The sequence below is a fragment of the Companilactobacillus heilongjiangensis genome (assembly GCF_000831645.3).
GTDB lineage: Bacteria > Bacillota > Bacilli > Lactobacillales > Lactobacillaceae > Companilactobacillus > Companilactobacillus heilongjiangensis.
The window spans coordinates 1,710,158-1,729,620 of record NZ_CP012559.1; the positions used below are offsets into that span (position 1 = coordinate 1,710,158).

The 19,463-nt window shown below is 38.5% G+C and carries 17 protein-coding genes and 1 tRNA gene; 1 reads left to right on the forward strand and 17 read right to left on the reverse strand.

Annotation, left to right across the window (positions count from 1 at the left end; genetic code table 11):
- Window positions 1–5: 5 nt before the first annotated feature.
- The 13 genes from JP39_RS07810 to JP39_RS07870 form a co-directional block, all read right to left on the reverse strand.
- Window positions 6–971 carry a S66 family peptidase gene (locus tag JP39_RS07810; protein ID WP_041501756.1) on the reverse strand — a complete coding sequence of 322 codons (966 nt, stop codon included), beginning with the start codon at window positions 969–971 and terminating at the stop codon, window positions 6–8.
- A gap of 480 nt (window positions 972–1,451) precedes the next feature.
- The gene (locus tag JP39_RS07815; protein ID WP_041501755.1) at window positions 1,452–2,141 is read right to left on the reverse strand and encodes a hypothetical protein; all 690 of its coding nucleotides are present in this window, start codon (window positions 2,139–2,141) and stop codon (window positions 1,452–1,454) included.
- Window positions 2,142–2,325: 184 nt separating this feature from the next.
- A complete protein-coding gene (smpB, locus tag JP39_RS07820; protein ID WP_041501754.1) occupies window positions 2,326–2,796 on the reverse strand; it encodes an SsrA-binding protein SmpB in 471 nt (156 codons plus the stop codon).
- Between the two features lie 5 nt (window positions 2,797–2,801).
- Window positions 2,802–5,132: a ribonuclease R gene (gene rnr / locus JP39_RS07825; protein WP_041501753.1), complete on the reverse strand. Its 2,331-nt coding sequence runs from the start codon at window positions 5,130–5,132 to the stop codon at window positions 2,802–2,804.
- 8 nt (window positions 5,133–5,140) lie between these two features.
- Window positions 5,141–5,878 carry an alpha/beta hydrolase gene (locus JP39_RS07830; protein WP_041501752.1) on the reverse strand — a complete coding sequence of 246 codons (738 nt, stop codon included), beginning with the start codon at window positions 5,876–5,878 and terminating at the stop codon, window positions 5,141–5,143.
- 58 nt (window positions 5,879–5,936) lie between these two features.
- A complete protein-coding gene (gene secG, locus JP39_RS07835; protein WP_041501751.1) occupies window positions 5,937–6,173 on the reverse strand; it encodes a preprotein translocase subunit SecG in 237 nt (78 codons plus the stop codon).
- Window positions 6,174–6,249: 76 nt separating this feature from the next.
- Window positions 6,250–7,791, reverse strand: a complete 1,542-nt coding sequence (locus tag JP39_RS07840) for a ClC family H(+)/Cl(-) exchange transporter (protein ID WP_041501750.1) — start codon at window positions 7,789–7,791, stop codon at window positions 6,250–6,252.
- 15 nt (window positions 7,792–7,806) lie between these two features.
- Window positions 7,807–8,865, reverse strand: a complete 1,059-nt coding sequence (locus tag JP39_RS07845; RefSeq protein WP_041501749.1) for an oxidoreductase — start codon at window positions 8,863–8,865, stop codon at window positions 7,807–7,809.
- Between the two features lie 723 nt (window positions 8,866–9,588).
- Window positions 9,589–10,890: a phosphopyruvate hydratase gene (gene eno / locus JP39_RS07850; protein WP_041501748.1), complete on the reverse strand. Its 1,302-nt coding sequence runs from the start codon at window positions 10,888–10,890 to the stop codon at window positions 9,589–9,591.
- A gap of 84 nt (window positions 10,891–10,974) precedes the next feature.
- Window positions 10,975–11,727 (reverse strand): triose-phosphate isomerase, encoded by a 753-nt coding sequence (tpiA, locus tag JP39_RS07855; RefSeq protein ID WP_041501747.1) that lies wholly within the window; start codon window positions 11,725–11,727, stop codon window positions 10,975–10,977.
- A gap of 19 nt (window positions 11,728–11,746) precedes the next feature.
- Window positions 11,747–12,961 carry a phosphoglycerate kinase gene (locus tag JP39_RS07860; protein WP_041501746.1) on the reverse strand — a complete coding sequence of 405 codons (1,215 nt, stop codon included), beginning with the start codon at window positions 12,959–12,961 and terminating at the stop codon, window positions 11,747–11,749.
- Between the two features lie 121 nt (window positions 12,962–13,082).
- Complete coding sequence (gene gap, locus JP39_RS07865) at window positions 13,083–14,111, reverse strand: type I glyceraldehyde-3-phosphate dehydrogenase (RefSeq protein WP_041501745.1); 1,029 nt, start codon at window positions 14,109–14,111, stop codon at window positions 13,083–13,085.
- 34 nt (window positions 14,112–14,145) lie between these two features.
- The gene (locus JP39_RS07870) at window positions 14,146–15,192 is read right to left on the reverse strand and encodes a sugar-binding transcriptional regulator (protein ID WP_041501744.1); all 1,047 of its coding nucleotides are present in this window, start codon (window positions 15,190–15,192) and stop codon (window positions 14,146–14,148) included.
- 234 nt (window positions 15,193–15,426) lie between these two features.
- On the opposite strand from JP39_RS07870, the gene JP39_RS07875 reads away from it, so the two are divergent.
- A tRNA-Arg gene (locus JP39_RS07875) sits at window positions 15,427–15,498 on the forward strand.
- A gap of 497 nt (window positions 15,499–15,995) precedes the next feature.
- Here the strand turns inward: JP39_RS07875 and JP39_RS07880 are convergent.
- From JP39_RS07880 to JP39_RS07895, 4 genes are all read right to left on the reverse strand, one after another.
- A complete protein-coding gene (locus JP39_RS07880) occupies window positions 15,996–16,655 on the reverse strand; it encodes an alpha/beta fold hydrolase (RefSeq protein ID WP_245626375.1) in 660 nt (219 codons plus the stop codon).
- Window positions 16,656–16,825: 170 nt separating this feature from the next.
- Window positions 16,826–17,470 (reverse strand): malonate decarboxylase holo-ACP synthase, encoded by a 645-nt coding sequence (locus JP39_RS07885; protein WP_041501743.1) that lies wholly within the window; start codon window positions 17,468–17,470, stop codon window positions 16,826–16,828.
- Window positions 17,458–19,122, reverse strand: coding sequence for a biotin-independent malonate decarboxylase subunit beta (gene mdcD, locus JP39_RS07890; protein ID WP_041501742.1), 1,665 nt, complete (start codon window positions 19,120–19,122; stop codon window positions 17,458–17,460). Before mdcD ends, JP39_RS07885 begins: the two co-directional genes overlap by 13 nt.
- Window positions 19,112–19,411, reverse strand: coding sequence for a malonate decarboxylase subunit delta (locus tag JP39_RS07895; protein ID WP_041501741.1), 300 nt, complete (start codon window positions 19,409–19,411; stop codon window positions 19,112–19,114). The genes mdcD and JP39_RS07895 overlap by 11 nt, the downstream gene beginning before the upstream one ends.
- Window positions 19,412–19,463 lie beyond the last annotated feature (52 nt).

Below are 19,463 nucleotides of genomic sequence, written 5' to 3' on the forward strand. Positions count from 1 at the left end.
TTTTATCATACTAAGTATTTTGAAAAGTGGACCTGCCTGGTTTTCGCATTAAATTTAGCATAATCGCCAAGTGGAGTTGTTACCATTGGCACAGTATGACATCCATCGTAATCGTAAATTATCGGTACTGGCCGACCATCCAATATTTCTAACAAAATATCAATTGGCCGACGGTTCGTACCCAAATCATCAAATAGGGCATGTTTTCCTAAAATTATCCCTTTAACCTGATCAAAAATACCACTGTTATCCAACATCGAAAAGTTTCTCTCAACGATAGATGCATCTTTTTCGGCGTCCTCAATCAACAGTAAATTGTCCTTTGAAAACTTTGGAAAATACTTAGAGCCAATAATTCCCGACATTGTATCCAAATTACCACCAATTATCCGTCCTTCTAAAAATGAAGTTTGTGTATATCCCCAATAATTAGGCAACAATTTCTTGGCTTTCGTAAAATCGTCCCAATTCAAACGCTCATCGGTCCAAAATTCAGGTGCCGTTTGTAAAACTTGTTGTGGGTTGTCGATAACTTGTTTAAAACTTTTCCAAGTGTAATCAACCAATGGTGAAAATTCACCAAAAGAAGCGACCAATGCCGGACCATACAAAACTCGACAAGCTGGTGCTTGAGTATACACGGCTAGTAAAAAGGCTGTCGTATCTGAATAACCGACGACAATCTTAGGATGACTTTGCAAATAATCGAAATCCACATACTTTAAAATAGCGTTACTATTCAGACCGCCAATTGTTGCCATCAAAATATCAATTGTTTCATCATGAATTAACTGATTGATTTCAGCAGCTCGCTTTTTAATACTTCCTGAACGGTAAAAATCGCTTTGACCAGTTAGTTTGCCAGCAACTAGTTCGCACCCCTTACTCTGCAAAAATTGCTTAGCCCGATTAAAACGTTTTTGCGATATCTTGGTAATCGGCGTGGAACTGGAAAAATAGCCTATTTTCATTTATATCATCCCCTAGAACTAATTGCTTTAATTTTATCATAGACAGGATTTCTCAAAATAAAAATAAAGAAGAATAGGCCTATAACTTTACATCTTCATTCAGACGCCAAGTTACAGACATATTCTTCTTTATATTTTTACTAGCTTTGGTACTTTTGCTAATGAATCAATTTGAATGTCATCTTTGATTCCCACGTGCGCATATTAGAAATTAAAAAAAATCATATGAACAGTAAATAGACACGTGATTAAATCTTCGATATTTTTAACTGAACTAGTCGGAAGAACTGGGAAAGGTTAACTGGCAGTGAAAGTGGCGTTAGTACGGGTTCTTTTCCCGTGCTTACACCACCGGACGAGTTTGGAGACTTGCCGAACCTTGGCAAGGCTTCAAACCGAGCTTCGAGACCGCCTTTTGGCTCGAAGCGTTCCGCACAGCCAGTTACCCTTTCCCAGTTCTGGAGACGGCATTTTACTAAGTTACTTTACAACATAGTCAGTTGCATTGACCCATTCATTAGTTGCTATTTGACAATAAACAGCACCCTTGTATCTTCTTATTTTATCAATTTTCCAATTCGAACCATTAGACAAAACCCTATCATTAATTAAAACGAATGAACCATCTTTTTGCAGCGACATTACTGGTACATACCCATAACTATCATTGTTGACCTTAATAGTATCCATTTCATTATTATTAGTAGTATTGCCTACAGAATAATTACCATAATTTTGAACCTTTTGATTGATTGCTTGCATCTTTTGAGTATTTATCTGAGAAACTCGTGACGATTTAACAAATAAATTGTCCCCAATTTTCCAGGATTCTTTTCCATTTATTCTTACCGGGTCAGCTTTCCAAAAGAGCATGTAGTGATTACTGAATTGACTAATCTTGTCCCCAGTCTTCACTAATTTTCCATTTTCAAGTTCATATAAATTAATACTAGTATTTGATGAATCAGGACTATTTTCAATAATAACGGTATCTTTACCAGCATAATCTGACAGTTTTTGATAAATATTGCCTTTTTTATCCAGTTTATTTGAACTAGTAACTACATCTCCAGCTCGATAATTGTCCTTATTACTAGCAGCATTGGCCACATCCACATTTAATAAAATCATACTTAGAGATAATGCGATAATCATTAAATTTTTCTTCATAATTAACTCCCCTTAACATAATTTAAATATGGTTTAAGTTTATCATACTGAATGTCAAAAAAATTGTTTAATTAAATAATTATTAAGGATTTAATGATGTATTGCATTATGCAACTTTTAAAACTGAACGCTTTGTATAGACTTACATTAAAAAGGCAAAAAAAAAGCGATCATCGCTTCAAAACTAGAACGCATTTTTCATAACACGTCTAATTTCTCGCTCTTGATCACGTTTTTTAATTGTTTCACGTTTATCGTATTGTCTCTTACCTTCAGCCACGCCAATCAATACTTTAGCAAATCCGTGCTTCAAGTAAACTTTCAAAGGTACCACAGTGATACCTTTTTCTTGAACACTTCCAGAAATCTTTCGAATCTCTTTTTTATGCAAAAGTAACTTTCGGTTACGCAATGGATCATGGTTGAATTGATTTCCTTGATTGTAAATGCCGATATTAACATTTTCTAACCAAAGTTCACCATTTCTCGCTTGGACAAATCCATCCTTGATATTAATCTTGCTGGCACGAACTGATTTAATCTCAGTCCCTGTCAAAGAGATTCCGGCTTCATATGTCTCTAAAATATTATAATCATGACGAGCTTTACGATTATTAGCTACTTCATTAGCAGCTTTTGTATGATGTTTCTTCAAAAGAATCACCGACTTTCGTATTTACCACGTCTTTTATGGCTATTCTTATCACCATGGTTTTTATTGTTATCATTGTGGCGACCATGACCACCACGTCCGCGTCCATGTTGCATTGAACGCTTCTTCTTAAATTCTGCTTCACGCTTATCTGCTTGTTCTTGTTCTTCTGGAGTCAAGACACGCTCAAAGTCAATTTGGCGATGTTCAACGTCAGCTCTGATAAGTTTAACCTTAATTGGTTCACCAACTCTAAAGGTCTTACCTGTACCACGGCCATGCATTGACATACTCTTTTCATCATATTCATAGAAGTCATCCTTCATGTTTGAAATATGAATCAAACCTTCAACGGTATTATCCAATTGAATGAACATCCCAAAGCTAGTTACAGAACTAACAACAGCATCGAAAGTATTTCCAACTTGGTCAGCCATGTATTCAGTCTTCTTCAAGTCATCAACAGCACGTTCAGCGTTAATTGAAATTCTTTCACGACCAGATGTGTGTTCAGCAATTTCTTGAAGCTTGTTGCCCCACTTAGTTTGTTCCTCGTCAGTAAAGCCATTTTCAGCATAACTGTGAATCATACGGTGAACTGTCAAGTCAGGGTAACGTCTGATTGGAGATGTAAAGTGAGTGTAGTACTTAGCAGCTAAACCAAAGTGACCTAGTGGTTCGTCAGAATATCTAGCTTGTTGTAAACTTCTCAACAACATAATTGTAACAACTTGTTCTTCAGGAGTACCGACAACACTTGCCAAAACATTTTGGAACATCTTAGGAGTAATCTCTTTCAAATTACCCTTAACTTGCACACCCATAGCAGCAGCAAATTCAAAGAAGTTCTTAACTTTGTCTTCATCAGGCTTTTCGTGGACACGATATAAGAAAGGAACATGTTTAACATTGTAGTGTTCAGCAACTGTTTCGTTAGCAGCCAACATGAATGATTCAATCATCTTTTCAGATGTTCCACGTTCTCTTAACTTAATATCGATAGGCTTACCATTTTCATCAACGATGATTTGAGCTTCAGTTTCCTCAAAGTCAATGGCACCACGTTCATGACGCTTGTTGAACAAGATTTCATGTAGTTCAGCCATTTCCTTTAGCATTGGTACAACTGGAGCGTATTCTTCCGTCAACTCTTCGTCGCCCTTAAGAATTTCATTAACGTTGTTGTAAGTCATACGATACTTAGATCTGATAACACTAGGATAAATATCGTGTTTAACGACATTACCTTCGTGGTCAATTTCCATCTCACAAGTTAAAGCTAAACGGTCTTCACCAGGATTCAATGAACAAATACCATTTGACAATCTAAATGGCAACATAGGAATTACTCGGTCAACCAAGTAAGTACTTGTCCCACGACTGTAAGCTTCTTCATCAAGTGGAGAACCTTCTTTAACATAGTGAGTAACATCGGCGATATCGACTTCCAAATGATAATTTCCGTTTGGCAACATATCTAGTCCAACGGCATCATCGAAATCTTTTGAGTCATCCCCATCAATTGTGATAACCATATTTTCGGTTAAGTCTTTACGACCAACACGATCTGAATCCAATACGTGGTCTGGAACCTTTTCAGCTTCTTTCAACACTTCATTAGGGAATTCAGGGTTAATATCATTATCAACAACGATTGACATAATATCGACACCAGGGTCATTCTTATTACCGATAACTTCTAGTGCTGTACCTTCCATACTTTGAGGGTGTTTAACATTAGGATATTCATCGATAGAAACTTGTACCATATCACCAATTTGTGGGTGTAGTCCCTTGTCAGAAATGAAAATCATATAAGAAGCAATCTTCTTTTCATGACTTTGAACGTAACCGTAATGGCCAGTCTTTTCAACTTGAGCATCACTATAAGCGTGGAATTCACCCACAGCCTTGGTTAATGAACGTTCTTCAATTTCAATAATTTCTCCTTCTGGTCCCTTGTCGATCCAAGGATTTGAAGGCTTAGTAATCTTAACTTTAACGGTATCGCCATTAACAGCGAACATCGTATTAGTTCTGGCAATGAAAGCGTCAGGGTCAACTTCGTCATATCTAACGAAACCGAATCCTTTATCATTACCCTTAAATGTTCCTTCAACGACAGTCTCTGGTGCGGCCATCTTGAATTCATCTTTGTTGGTCAAAGCAATTTTGCTTTCACCCTCTAAGACAGCTAGGGCTTGAACAACACGCTTGAAAGCTGATGCTCCATGCATTCTTAACACGTCTTCAATCTGTTCAGACTTGTAACGACGGTCAGGATTGCTTCTGAAAACCTCTAGTATGTCTGCAATTAATTTATTATCTTTATCTGGCATTTCTATCCTCAATTATTTTCTAAAAAATTTAACACGTCACTCTCGAGTTGAGAATGTGCGTGGTTGATAGTTAAAACATGCCCTGCATTATATAAATGTAGCTGTGATGTTTTAACGTCCTTAGCCACTTCTGTTGCAGCATCCGGATTAACTAATTTATCGTTCGTACCTTGACCAATAAAATATGGTCGCTTTATTTCAGCTAATTGGTTTGTTACACCGACGGAAGTCTTTCTAATCTCAGTCAACTTAGCATCAATTTTAGAACTTACAATTCTCATTTTAGAATCAATTTCAATTTCTGTTAAGTCCTGTTGAACAGAATACACCTTTTTCGCATAAGTCAAAAAGGCTTCCTTGATTCCACGATACCCTGTACTGCCTAATGGTGACCCAAAGACTCCGCCTCCGGAAACTTCAGGAATTTCTTCTAAAGCTTTCGTAGCGAAGATGGCACCAAGCGATAGTCCAAAGACATAGATTTGAGTCTTCTGCTGTTCTTGTAAAAATTGAATTGCTTCTTGAGTCTGTTGCCACCATTTTTCAGGCGAACCGAATTCTAAAATATCCAACGGTTCAGCTGTTCCGTGTCCGGCAAACATTGGTGCATAGGCCGAATAATTGCTTCTTTCAAGAAAACGACCAAGTAGTCGCATATCATTGGAAGTGCCTGAAAATGAGTGTAACAACAAGACTGCTGTCGATCCACTATCAAAATAGAATGGTCTGGGTCGTAATATTTTCATACTATTTTGCTCCTTATAACAAAAAACCTCCTGAGTAACTTTCAGGAGGATAAATTGCTTAGTGAGATGATAAGTATACTAGTATGAGTGAGAACACAAAGAACAATACTAGTAAAACGTAGGTAACCTTAACCATGAAGGCTTCAAAACCACGTTTCTTCTGGTTGCTGAATAGGTCCCCACCACCACCAGACAATGCATTCAAAGCATCTTGTTGCTTTGTAGGTTGCATTAACACGGCAATTACTATCAAAATGGATACGATTATCAACAATGTTTCGATAATGTTATACACCTGTAAAACCTCCGTTCATGGTGTTAAAAAAAGCTGAAATCACTCCTAAAACAATAACATAAATGGAGTCAAATTTCTAGTCCATTCCTTTAAACAAATTGTTTAGCTTTTCCGACATCTTAGCTCGTTGACCGGCATTAACCATACAAATTAATCGGTCGCCAGCTTTAATCAAAGTATCGCCACGAGGTATCAATTGTCTCTCACCGCGATAAACGGCAACAACTAAAATATCTTTAGGAAAAGGAATATCCCGTATATATTTACCATCGATTGAACTGCCTTCATATATTGGAACCTCAAGTCGATCATTAAACTTGCTGACACGATTGAGATAATTCGAATTGATATTAAGACGTTCTTTCAAGGCTTCATAAATTGGAGCTCCATTCAAGAGATCGACGACAATATACGCCACTAATGATATCACAGCTAAAGGCATTAAGTGTTTCAGTGAACCGACCATTTCAGTTACCAAAATAATAGCTGTAAAAGGTGCTTTACCAATACATGCAAAGTATCCAGCCATTGCGAAAATAATCAAATTACTTTCAAAATACAGTGGCAATAAACCCATTTGATGCATGGCAATCGCATAGAGTGCACCGATAACTGCACCCAAATTTAAAATTGGCAAGAATATTCCACCTGGAACTCCTGAGCCATATGAAATCATTGAGTAGACAAAACGTATAACTAGCAAACCAGCCATTAATCCCAAACTGGGACCATACTCTTGTAAGCTGACGATGATTTCATTTCCACCACCGATAAATTGTGGGACCCACATTCCCAATGGAACAATCAAAATCAGTGGAATAATACATTGAATATAACGTGGTAGACGTGTCAAATTAAATACCGATGGCATTGCCAATGTACAAATTTGATACAAACGTCCCATTAGACCGAGGACAATTCCCAACACAACCAAGTGCCAGTAGTACTTGATTGGCAAACTATATTTATATGGTACTTGCAAAACTGGTTGTAATCCAAAAACATACAGTGCAATAACATTGGCACTCACTGCACTAGCTAAAGATGTTATCCACACTAATGGTGAAAAGTTATGATAAACTTCCTCCAAAACGAACATCGCACCCGCAATTGGGGCACTAAAAGCTGCAGATAATCCCGCTGCCGCACCACTGGCAATCAATACTCGTTGATTAACACCGATATTATCATGCGTTAAATCACCAACACCTTGACCAACGGCTGCACCAAGTTGAATTGAGGGACCCTCTCGTCCAAGAAACAAGCCTGGTCCAATACTTAATATTCCACCGATGAACTTACGCCATAAAACTGACCACCACTTCATCTGCATTTCTCCACCCAATTGAGCTTCAACTTGTGGAATACCTGATCCTGAAATATCAGGTTCTTTTTTCAGCAAACGGCCAACAACAATGGCAATGGCAATCATCAATACGACTAAGCCTATTATCAACATTACATTAGTTCTAGCCGCAATATATAATCCTTGGAACACCTTCAAAGAATATGCAATCGACCATCGGAACATACTGACAACCAATCCAGAAATAATCCCCACTAGTATTCCTTCGGCCGTCAGTCTTAACTTTTCATTATCAGTGAACGCTACCTTCATTTTTCTCCCCTATAACTATAAATCTAATTTTGGAACATCATAAACTGCTGGTGCCGGTTGATAAAATCCTGCTTCAAGCAGCTCCATATCAGTCAAAATTTCTTCATCAGTTACTAAACGTGCTTTGTGATTAACCAAAGTCTCATAAACTGAATCATAGTACAAACCATAATCCCCTAGCGGCGTCTTAATCTGTTTCTTGATCCAATCGCCATTAGAATTACGATATTTGGCAATACCATAATACATCGGACTGTCTTCACCAAAACCAGGAGTACCGGGCATAATACCAGCTTTCAAATCATTTTCCTGTTGATCGGCACCATATTTAATGAAAGAACCATTCATTCCGTGCACGATAAAACGTGGATAATCTTCAGCAACATCGGTACTGACTTTAACTTTAACTTTCATCTGTGTACCATAATGCAAATCAACATCAAAGTAATTATCAACCGCATCAGGAACTTCAGTGTTACGTATATCATAAACCACTTTGTCAGGACGACCAAACAAAGCCACCATCCGGTCCATCAAATGAATCCCTAAGCCGTAAAATTCACCCTGTTCTTTAGTTCCCTTGGCGTTAACAGTATTAGGACGGTAATAATCAATATGTGATTCAACCTCAACAATATCACCCAAAAATCCTTGGTCGATAACTTGCTTAGCGGCCAAATAATCACCATCGAAACGACGGTTCTGATAAGGCATGACCAAAACACCATTGTCCTTACCTAATTGAATCAATTCCTTGGCATGATCCAAAGTATCAACAAAAGGCTTTTCAACAATAACGGACTTTTTAGCTTCAATAACTTGTTTAGCTAAATCATAGTGCGTTTGTGCAGGAGTACAAATGGTTACCAAATCAATTTCCGGATCATTTAAAATATCGGCTAAATCATTGGTAAAGTTAACACCCTTGTCACGATAAGGTTTAGCGAGTTCTTCATTGACTGCCTTACGAGTGTAGACAGTTTTAACTTGGAAATTATCTCGGATATTAAGATAAGGCAAGTGGTAACGATTGGCTGATTTACCAAAACCAATAAATGCAATTTTTAAGGTCATGTTTGTTTCCTCCAAATGTTTTGTTTCTATATTATTATTGTACATTAGTTGATTGAATGATGCCGCTTCCGGTTGACAGAGAATTTTCGCCTGCTGTGGGACCGGCTCGAGCCAGAGTGCGGTCTCGACCCTCGATTTTGAGCCTTGCAAAACCCGCAAGTCTCAAAATCGTCCTGTGGTGTAATGGCTAAAGCCATAACGCCACTTCCACTGCAAGTGAAATTCTCTGTCAACCTCCAGCTAGGGGTACTGTTCCTTGGTTTGGAATTAAAGGAACTAAATATAAAATCGGTAACTCTAACTTATTAGCTTATACATGGATATGCTTTATTAAATCTATAATGAGATCTCTAATTCCCTATTAACCCATTTAAATACAATTAGGATATTCTAGTTCAAATTTATATCCACTAATACCAATTTGGTTTAAAACTCTAGTTAATTAAAAATACCAGAGCCGGAGCTTGGCAGTAATGTAGCCCGCAGTGCAAGTGGTGTTAGGACTTTAGTCCTTACTCCACTGACGTATTTTGAGATTTGAGCGATTTTCTCAAAGCTCAAAATCGAGACTCAAGACCTTGGCTCGAGTCGGTCACACCGCAGGCTAACATTACTGCCAAGCTCCGGCGGCCATTTTTCAATACCCTAGATTCTTAATTACCACCTATTTTATTGTACAAAAAAAACAGCCCTAAGGCTGTTTAATTCATTACTTATTTGTAATTATTTCTTCAAGTTGTAGAAACTCTTGATACCTTTGTATTCAGCTTGGTCGCCAAGTTGATCTTCAATTCTCATCAATTGGTTGTACTTAGCAATACGGTCTGTACGGCTCATTGAACCAGTCTTGATTTGACCTGCGTTTGTAGCAACAACAAGGTCAGCAATTGTAGTATCTTCTGTTTCACCTGAACGGTGAGAAACAACGGCTGTAAAGCCAGCTTCTTTAGCCATTTCGATAGCTTCGAATGTTTCTGTAAGTGTACCGATTTGGTTAAGCTTGATAAGGATTGAGTTTGAAACTCCCATTTCAATACCCTTCTTCAAGTAGTCTGTGTTTGTAACGAACAAGTCATCACCAACAAGTTGTACTTTCTTACCAAGTTTAGCAGTAACTTTTTGCCAGTCTTCCCATTCATTTTCATCGATAGGATCTTCGATTGTAATAACTGGGTACTTGTCAACGATACCAGCAAGCAAGTCGATAAATTCGTCTGTTGAAAGAACAGCACCGTTTTCGCCTTCACCCTTTAGTTCGTACTTGTGTGTTTCAGCATTGTAGAATTCTGATGAAGCACAGTCAAAACCAATAGCAACGTCTTCGCCAGGTTTGTAACCAGCCTTTTCAATAGCTTCAACCAAAATCTTGAAAGGAGCTTCGTTGTTTTCAAGGTCAGGAGCAAATCCACCTTCATCACCAACGGCTGTGTTCAAGCCACGGCTTTCAAGAACAGCTTTAAGTGAGTGGAATGTTTCTGAACCCATACGAACAGCTTCACGCATTGATTTTGCACCAACGGGAACGATCATGAATTCTTGGAAGTCAACGTTGTTGTCAGCATGCTTACCACCATTGATAACGTTCATCATAGGTGTTGGCATTACGTGAGCATTAGGACCACCAAGATATTCGTACAATGGAAGACCTAATTCGTCAGCAGCAGCACGAGCAGCAGCTAGTGAAACACCAAGAATAGCGTTAGCACCAAGTTCACCCTTGTTAGGTGTACCATCTAAGTCGATCATTGCTTGGTCAATTGCACGTTGGTCAGTAGCATCCATGCCGATAACCTTTTTAGCAATCTTGTCGTTTACGTTAGCAACGGCTTTAAGAACACCCTTGCCACCAAAACGTGATTTGTCGCCATCACGTAATTCAACAGCTTCGTGTTCACCAGTTGAAGCACCTGATGGAACAAGTGCGCGGCCAAAGCCACCTAGTTCAGTATATAGTTCAACTTCAACAGTTGGGTTACCACGTGAATCAAGAACTTCACGGCCTAAAATATCAGTAATTACAGACATATTTTAAAAATCTCCTTTATGATTTTATTACAAACTAATTTTAACCTTTTTAACGCTTAAAATAAATATCTAACAGCAAAGTTATTATTTATTGAAAGTTGCTAAAGCGATAAATGATTCTGGATCCATTGATGCACCACCAACAAGTCCACCATCAATATCTTCTTTAGCCATTAATTCTTTAACATTGGCTGGTTTAACAGAACCACCGTAAAGGATACGTACTTTGTCAGCAGTATCTGCATCGTAAAGACTAGCAACCTTTTCACGGATTACATGAACCATTTCTTGTGCTTGGTCAGCAGTAGCAGTCTTACCAGTACCGATAGCCCAGATTGGTTCGTAAGCGATAACTGATTTAGCTAAGTCAGCAGCAGAAATACCTTTAACAGCATTTTCGATTTGACCAGTAACCCAGTCTTCAGCCTTGCCAGCTTCACGTTGTTCTAGAGTTTCACCACAGCAGATGATAGGCAACATGTTGTTCTTCAAGATAGCGTGAGCTTTCTTGTTAATGTCTTCATCAGTTTCACCGAAGTATTGACGTCTTTCTGAGTGACCAATAATTACATAGTCAATACCCATTTCGTCAAGAGCCTTTGGTGAAGTTTCACCAGTAAATGCACCAGATTCTTCAAAGTATGAGTTTTCAGCAGCAGTCTTTAATGGTGTACCTTCGGCACCTGCAACAAGTGTTGTAAGGTCAATGGCTGGAGCACCAATAATAGTTTCTACGCCAGATTCTGGTAATTTACCTTTGATACCGTCTAAAAATTCTTGGGTTTCTTTAGGATTTTTGTTCATCTTCCAGTTACCCGCAATAATAGGTGTACGCATAAATATTTCTCCTTAATGACTATTTGTTTGTGATTGAATCGATACCAGGTAATGTCTTACCTTCAAGATATTCAAGTGAAGCACCACCACCAGTTGAGATGTGTGTTAGCTTATCAGCAATACCAAGACTCTTAGCAGCAGCAGTTGAGTCACCACCACCAACGATAGTAATAGCATCTGACAAGTTACCCATAGCACGTCCAACTTCTAGAGTACCTTCAGCAAATTTGCTCATTTCGAATGCACCCATTGGTCCATTCCATACAACAGTCTTAGCACCCTTTAGAGTGTCTTGGAACAATTTAACTGTCTTAGGTCCGATATCAAGAGCCATTTCGTCATCAGGAATATCAACACCATCAGTAGTTGTTGCATCAGCATCGTTTGAGAATTCTTTAGCAACAATGTGGTCTACAGGAAGTACGATCTTGTCGTCAGCTTTTTGAAGGAGGTCCTTAGCTAGTTCAACTTTATCTGCTTCGAATAGTGACTTACCAATCTTGTGGCCTTGTGCAGCTAAGAATGTATAAGCCATACCACCACCGATGATAATGTGGTCTGATTTTGGAATTAAGTTTTCAATAACACCGATCTTATCTGAAACCTTAGCACCACCAAGAATTGTTACGAATGGGTGTACAGGGTTAGCAACGGCGTTACCTAAGAACTTGATTTCCTTTTCCATCAAGAAGCCAGCAGCAACGGGCTTGCCAGCAGCTTTCATAGCTGTTGAGATACCAACGTTTGAAGCATGGCTTCTGTGGGCTGTACCGAAAGCATCGTTGATAAATACGTCACCAAGTGATGCCCAGTATTCGCCAAGTTTAGGATCGTTCTTGCTTTCACGTTTGCCGAAATCGTTGTCGATATCTTGGAAACGTGTGTTTTCCATAAGTAGAATTTCGCCGTCTTTTAATTCGTTAACAGCGTCTTCAAGTTCTTTACCTTCGTTAACAGGTACGAACTTAACAGGCATTCCACTTAATTCTTGAAGTTTTGCAGCAACTGGCTTCAATGACAAAGCTTTCTTGTCTTCATCACTCTTAATACGACCCAAGTGAGATAGCAAGATAACCTTTCCACCATGTTCTGAAACATATTTGATTGTTGGGATAGCACCAACGATACGGTTTGTATCGCCGACAACACCATCTTTAATAGGAACGTTGAAATCTACACGCATCAAGACTTTTTTGCCTTTTACGTCAACGTCAGAAACAATAAGTTTAGCCATTGTAAATAAATCCTCCAATATTTTCCTTAAAAAAAGGCGGAAGGAGTTATCCTCCCTCCGCCAATTTAAATCACACTAAATTAGGTTTTATCTTAAATTAGTTACTAGTTAAACTAATGAATTAGTCTAATGTAGCAAATTTTTCAAGTGTACGAACCATTTGTGCAGTAAATCCTGATTCGTTGTCATACCAAGCAACAGTCTTTACAACTTGTGAGTCACCTGAACCAACAATTTGTGTTTGTGTTGGGTCAAAGATTGAACCGAATGATGTACCGATAACGTCTGAAGATACGATTTCATCATCGTTGTAACCGAATGAAGGGTTGTTTTCTGTATACTTCTTAACAGCAGCGTTTACTTCGTCAACTGTAACTTCTTTACCAAGAGTTGCAACTAATTCTGTAACTGAACCAGTAATAACTGGAACACGTTGTGCATGTCCATCAAGCTTACCCTTCAATGCAGGAACAACCATACCTAAGGCTTTGGCAGCACCAGTTGAGTGAGGGATGATGTTAGCAGCAGCAGCACGTGCAGCACGAACATTACCTTTACGTTCTGGACCATCTTGAAGTTTTTGAGTAGCTGTGTAAGCATGGATAGTTGTCATTGTACCAGCTTTAATACCGAATTCTTCGTTTACGGCATTTGCTAGAGGTGCAAGACAGTTTGTTGTACATGAACCAGCTGAAGCAATCTTAACGTCGTTTGTTAGAACGTCATCGTTAACACCGTAAACAACTGTAGGCATGTTACCTGATGGAGCTGAGATCAATACACGTTTTGCACCAGCATCAAGGTGAGCTTGTGCTTTTTCTGATGATGTGTAGAAACCAGTACATTCAAGAACGATGTCAACACCGTCGTTAGCAACCCATTTAAGGTCTGCAGCGTTCATTTCAGCATATACAGGGATCTTCTTACCATCAACAACGATAGCTGCATCTTCAGCAGTGATCTTGTCAATTTCGAAGTTACCATGAGCTGTATCGTACTTCAATAGGTGAGCAAGCATAGCAGGTGAAGTTAAATCGTTAATTGCAACAACTTCCAAATCTGTCTTGCCAGCTGCTTGAAGTGCAGCGATACGGCGGAATGCCAAACGACCGATACGGCCAAATCCATTAATACCAACTTTTGTAGTCATACAAAAATTCCTCCTTCAGGAAATCAAAAAAATATTATTTTAAAGGGTTATCCCTTAAAATCAGCTTTGAGGCACCTTCATCAGTAATTAATACTGTATGATGAGGTGCGTTTTTCATATATGATTGAATTGCTTCAGCCTTACTTTGACCACCGGCAATTGCAATCACATGTTCTATTTTATCAAGGTCCTGGACGTGAAGTCCAATCCTAGGTACCTTATATACAAGTTTACCACTTCGATCAAAGAAATCACCAAAAGCTTCGGAAACAGCTTTACCACTGTCAACAATACTTTGTTCCTTTTCGGAAAGATTTCTCCGGTCGGCCATAATACTTGCCGTGCCAATGCTGTGAATCACAACATTACTTCTATATATTAGTTCAAGAACCGATTTAATTGAAGTCTCTTTTTGCAAAGATTCAAAACTTTTTTCGCTAATGTCCTCAGGAAGGTACATTGCGCGGTACTGACCTTGAGTTTTCAAAGCCATCTCTGCACAGACACTGTTTGCTTGAATCGTTACCGACTCCCCTACTCCACCACGAGCTGGTACAAATACCAACTGACGGTTTTTCGATAAATCAGGTGAAAGATTTCGAGCTACACGTGCCAAGGTACTTCCACCAGTGACAGAAATCATTGACTGTCCAGATGGTAAAAGTGATCCTAAGAGTTGATTAAGTCTTCTTCCGAATGAATCAACCACCCGATATTGCTTATCAGCGTTACCAGGTAAAACGATACAACGACTAATTCCAAGCTTCTGGCTCAACTGCTTCTCTAAAAGAGCTGTTCCTTGGTAATTAGCTAATACATCGGTCAATCGAGCTACTACGTCGCTACCTGTTCTTGTCAAAGACATCCCAGATTTTGAAGAAATAAGTAAACCTTGTTTCTTTAGTAGATCGGTTTCAGTTCTTAAACCACGTTCAGTGATGTTAAGATCATCGGCTAACACTCTGCGTCCGACCGGCTCCATTAATGAGATACTCTGAAGTATTTTAAATCGCTTTTCCAGAGTCTTAATGAAGTCTGGGGCAACTAAATCCAGCAATTCTAAATCTTCATTATTAGTCATTTGATATACTCCATGGGGCAATTACTGTCCCTGTATGTCCATTTACGACCCATGTACTCAAAAAATAAAAGCCCAGATGAATTAAATCCATCTCTCAAGCACAGTTATAAGTATAAACTCTCTTGTGAAAATATCAAGTCATATGGTCGCAAAAAGTTAAATTTATATTATTTTTTTCATGATTTACTTTTTACTCGGGTGTGCGATAGAATAAGATAGTGGTATGAGAGTAAGGCGCTGTTAGTGTAATGGATCGCACGCAGGATTCCGGTTCCTGAAATGCGGGTTCGACTCCCGCATGGCGCATTTAGTAACGGCTATGTTTTACAAATAGCCTTGAATAGCTGATATATCAGCATTCTTAGTTTTAAGTTTTTCGATAGTTTTCGATAATATGTATCAAAAGTGAGTCACGAATGAGCCACGGAAAAAATAAGTGGGAACTAAATTTAGAGTCGCCAGTCAATTAAGACTGGCGTTTTTTTTGTACAAAAAAGCTTTCACAATATGAACATCTCCGCTTAAATCTTACCTGATACATTTGTTTCACAAAGTTTTGCTTGTAAGTGTTGATAAAACAACATTTCTAATTTAATTAGAGTTTAAACAGAATATTATCCAGAGAAAATAAGAGAATACTTCGGGTTTTACATCCGAAATATCCTCTTATTTTTTGGTTTTTAAGTTTTATATGATGTAACTATGAATAATGGAAGAAAGTTATGTTAGATGAACCCGCCAAATCATCTCCGAACTACTGATATGGGTGATTATATGGGAGTTCTCGCCTATCCCTACAAGAACTATTGATATCTTCGATTAGACAATACGAAATGCCGCAACAACTGATTAAACTGGTCAGGAACTTCGGCCATAATATCATGTCCAGAATTATCTACCACAGCAGATGTGACATTATTACATGAATCAGACATCAACTTCGCAAAATCAGAATTATAATATGGACTATCTTGGGCGGCCACTAGCATAACTGGATGACTGCTTTTTTCTAAAGCCTCTCGCCAATCTTTTGTTACATGATCATATAGTAAAGGTAGATTTGAACTTCTATCAAAAGGATTCTTATTCTTAGCATCATTTAAATCTGATATGATACGTGGATCTATTCCCCTCAAAGTCTCATGAACATTGGCAGCTGTGGCAGTTGCAACACGATAATTATCTTTATTAATATTCATAAATCCGTAGTTCCAACTGGAATCATTTAACATTTTGACTGTTTGGTCGATGCCCATAACTGCTGCCACATTTTCATATCTCGCTAAAAAGCCATAACAAATACTTGCCCCCATGGAGTGACCAATCAGCAAAGGTTTATCCAAATGCAAGAACTCTATCAACTCATGTAAATCGGTAATCAAACGCATGATATTTAATCCCTGATTAGTTCGTTGAGATGCACCATGGCTACGATGATCATAAGTTACCACCTGATAACCCATATTTACCAAATATTCAATCTGTAATTTCCATTATCTGCTGATAGCCCCCGAATCCAGCAATCAAGACAACCGGCTTTCCAGTTCCATAAACGTTATAATCCAATTTAATTTTGTCATCTGTTAAAAATTCCATTGTCTACCAAAAAAATCTTGGAAAATTATCCAAGATTTTAATCCTTCTCTATTTCTGTCCACGGATCTCGCGAAAGTTTTGGTCCATTAGCAGTTTTAACTAATATTGTTTCACTAGTATCATTTACAAACTCTTCTAACGAAAAGCCTTTTTGACCGTGAACAACTTGTAAATCCGCGTGAACTCCAAATTGATTCAACTGTTTTAGAAGTGCGCTTGCCTCTTCACGTGATAAACGATTCTTTTCATATAAAATCAAATCCAAGTCACTACTGCTATTAGCAGTTGCTTGTCGACTAGCCAATTCAAAGCCAACGCTACCGCCAATTCCCCACTTATATTCTTTCAAAATGGGAACAATTTTTGGTAAAGCATTGATTGCCGGTAACTCTCGACGACTTTTCGAAAATACATCCCACGAATCATGTATCAGTGAGTCCGGAGTGATTATATTTTCTGATACCACGGACTTAATAGGAATATAGCCGGCAAATCTCTGCTCACGTTTGACGCCTCTAACACCTACTGGTACTTTGCCATCAATAACATTTCCACGACGAACTATCACCAATGGCACTTTGATCAAACTATCGACCACCCATTCAGGCTTTTTTTCATCACTAAAAAATTCTTCAGGATCAATTTTAACTAAACTGTGTGGTAAAAGCTCTATGCATTCCATTGTTCAAAGACTGCCTTACGAACTGCATTTGTAGCCTTACGACCACTTGCAACAGCGATAGGTGTTTCATAACGGAAATGCAAATCTGTTGGTTTGCCAACTGTACTTTGGATAGCTTCATCAATAATTGAATTGATCTTAGTTACATTTTCGTCAGTAGCTTCATATGAACCGATACCCTTAACTAGCTTATATAGAGCACCCAGTTTTTCATAATTGTCGATATCATAAGCCATTGCTGGAACATGCTTGGTAGCTTCCTCAAGTTCAGCAATTGTACGTTGTGTAATACGTGCAGCACTGGCTTTTGACATGGCTTGGATAGTGATTGATGTATCGTCCAAGGCAATCAATCTATTTGATTGTAGACCATGTGCTAAGAAACCACCTGAGACAGCATCCCCCGGAATAAAGGCGATAACTGGGTGTCCAGCTTGACGAGCCTTAGCATATGCTGCAGCACTTGAACCCAAGGCAACGTGGATACCAATTAATTCTTCTTGATAACCATAAGCTTGACTAGGTACATCAACAACCATGATGATAGGACGTTTTACATCCTTGTCAGCATCATCAGCAACAACTTTGTTGACGATACTTGCAACAGCAAATCCTTCTTCAAGACCTACTTCACCGTCACGGACACGAGGAAACTTATTGTCAGCATCAGGGACAATCGCAACATATTCCTTACCATCTTTTTCAGCGTGCAAAACTGTAGATACAGAACTTTTGGCGTTCTTGATACCTGTTAGTTTTTCAAACCATAGACGGCCACGGCTCTTTGTACCTGGTTCGTTTCCTTCAACCGCATCAGCAATAACATGTTTTTCAGCCTTAATTTCTGGGTAAAGCTTACGATATCCTTCAATATCAAGTTTCTTACTAGGATCAAGTTGATCCAACAATGATAGGTAGAAATCGACATGTTCAGTTCTGTGAGCATCTTTTTTAGCGTCAATAGCATCTGAAACTGACTTTTTAATGTCATCAACTGTATCATCGACAACTTCATCAACAAGTCCAGTTGCTAATCTTTGTTTAGTACCCAATGTATTCCAAATCAAATCTTTATCGCTGGAATCAAACTCACGAACGCCAGCCTCTTGTTCAATAACTTCTGGTCCGTTTAGAGCGATTCTAGCTTTCTTAGTAGCAATTAAATATGAAAGAATTGAAGCAGTAATTGACATACCACCGAATGAACCAACACGTCCAGGAACTAGACCGATAACTGGAACATACTTCTTCAAAGCAATAACGGCATTATGGATTTCTGAAATTGAAAGCAAACCATAGTTAGCCTCTTGTAGACGAACACCACCAGTATCAAGAACAATAACTGGATAGATCGTCTTTCCAGCCTTGTTATCTTCTAAGGCCTTCTCCAATGCAGCAACAATCTTGGCACCACTAACCTCACCAATACCACCGCCTTGGAATTTACCTTCGATAGAAATAACTAGAGCATTCTTACCATTGATAGTGCCACGCATTAAAACTACACCATCATCACTTTCAGGCACGATACCTTGTGGCTCCAAGTGTGGTGAAATCATATTATCAAGTGGTCCAACTAATTCACGGGCATTATCGTCAAGCAATGCCTCAGCACGTTCACGTGCATGTAATTCAACAAAACTATTTTTCATCGTGTAATGCCTCCATTGCTTGAGTTAAACGAAGATTTACGACACCGGGCGTTGAACCGAAGTCATTGATTTCAATATTTGCTTGGATTGGATATCTTGCAAAGAAACGGTCCAAAACGTTTTTCCAAACTTCTTTAAAACCATCACTACCAGTAACAATACTTACAACAGTTTCATCAGAATCTGTTGGGCGAAAGATTACTTCAAGGTCACCAGAAGCAACTACACCAATGTGAACTGGTTTTTGAATGGGATTCTTAGTTTCAAATTTATAATGTAATTTTTCCATTTAATTTTCTCCTACATTTTTTAAATTAATTCATAGTGCTTATTGATAATTT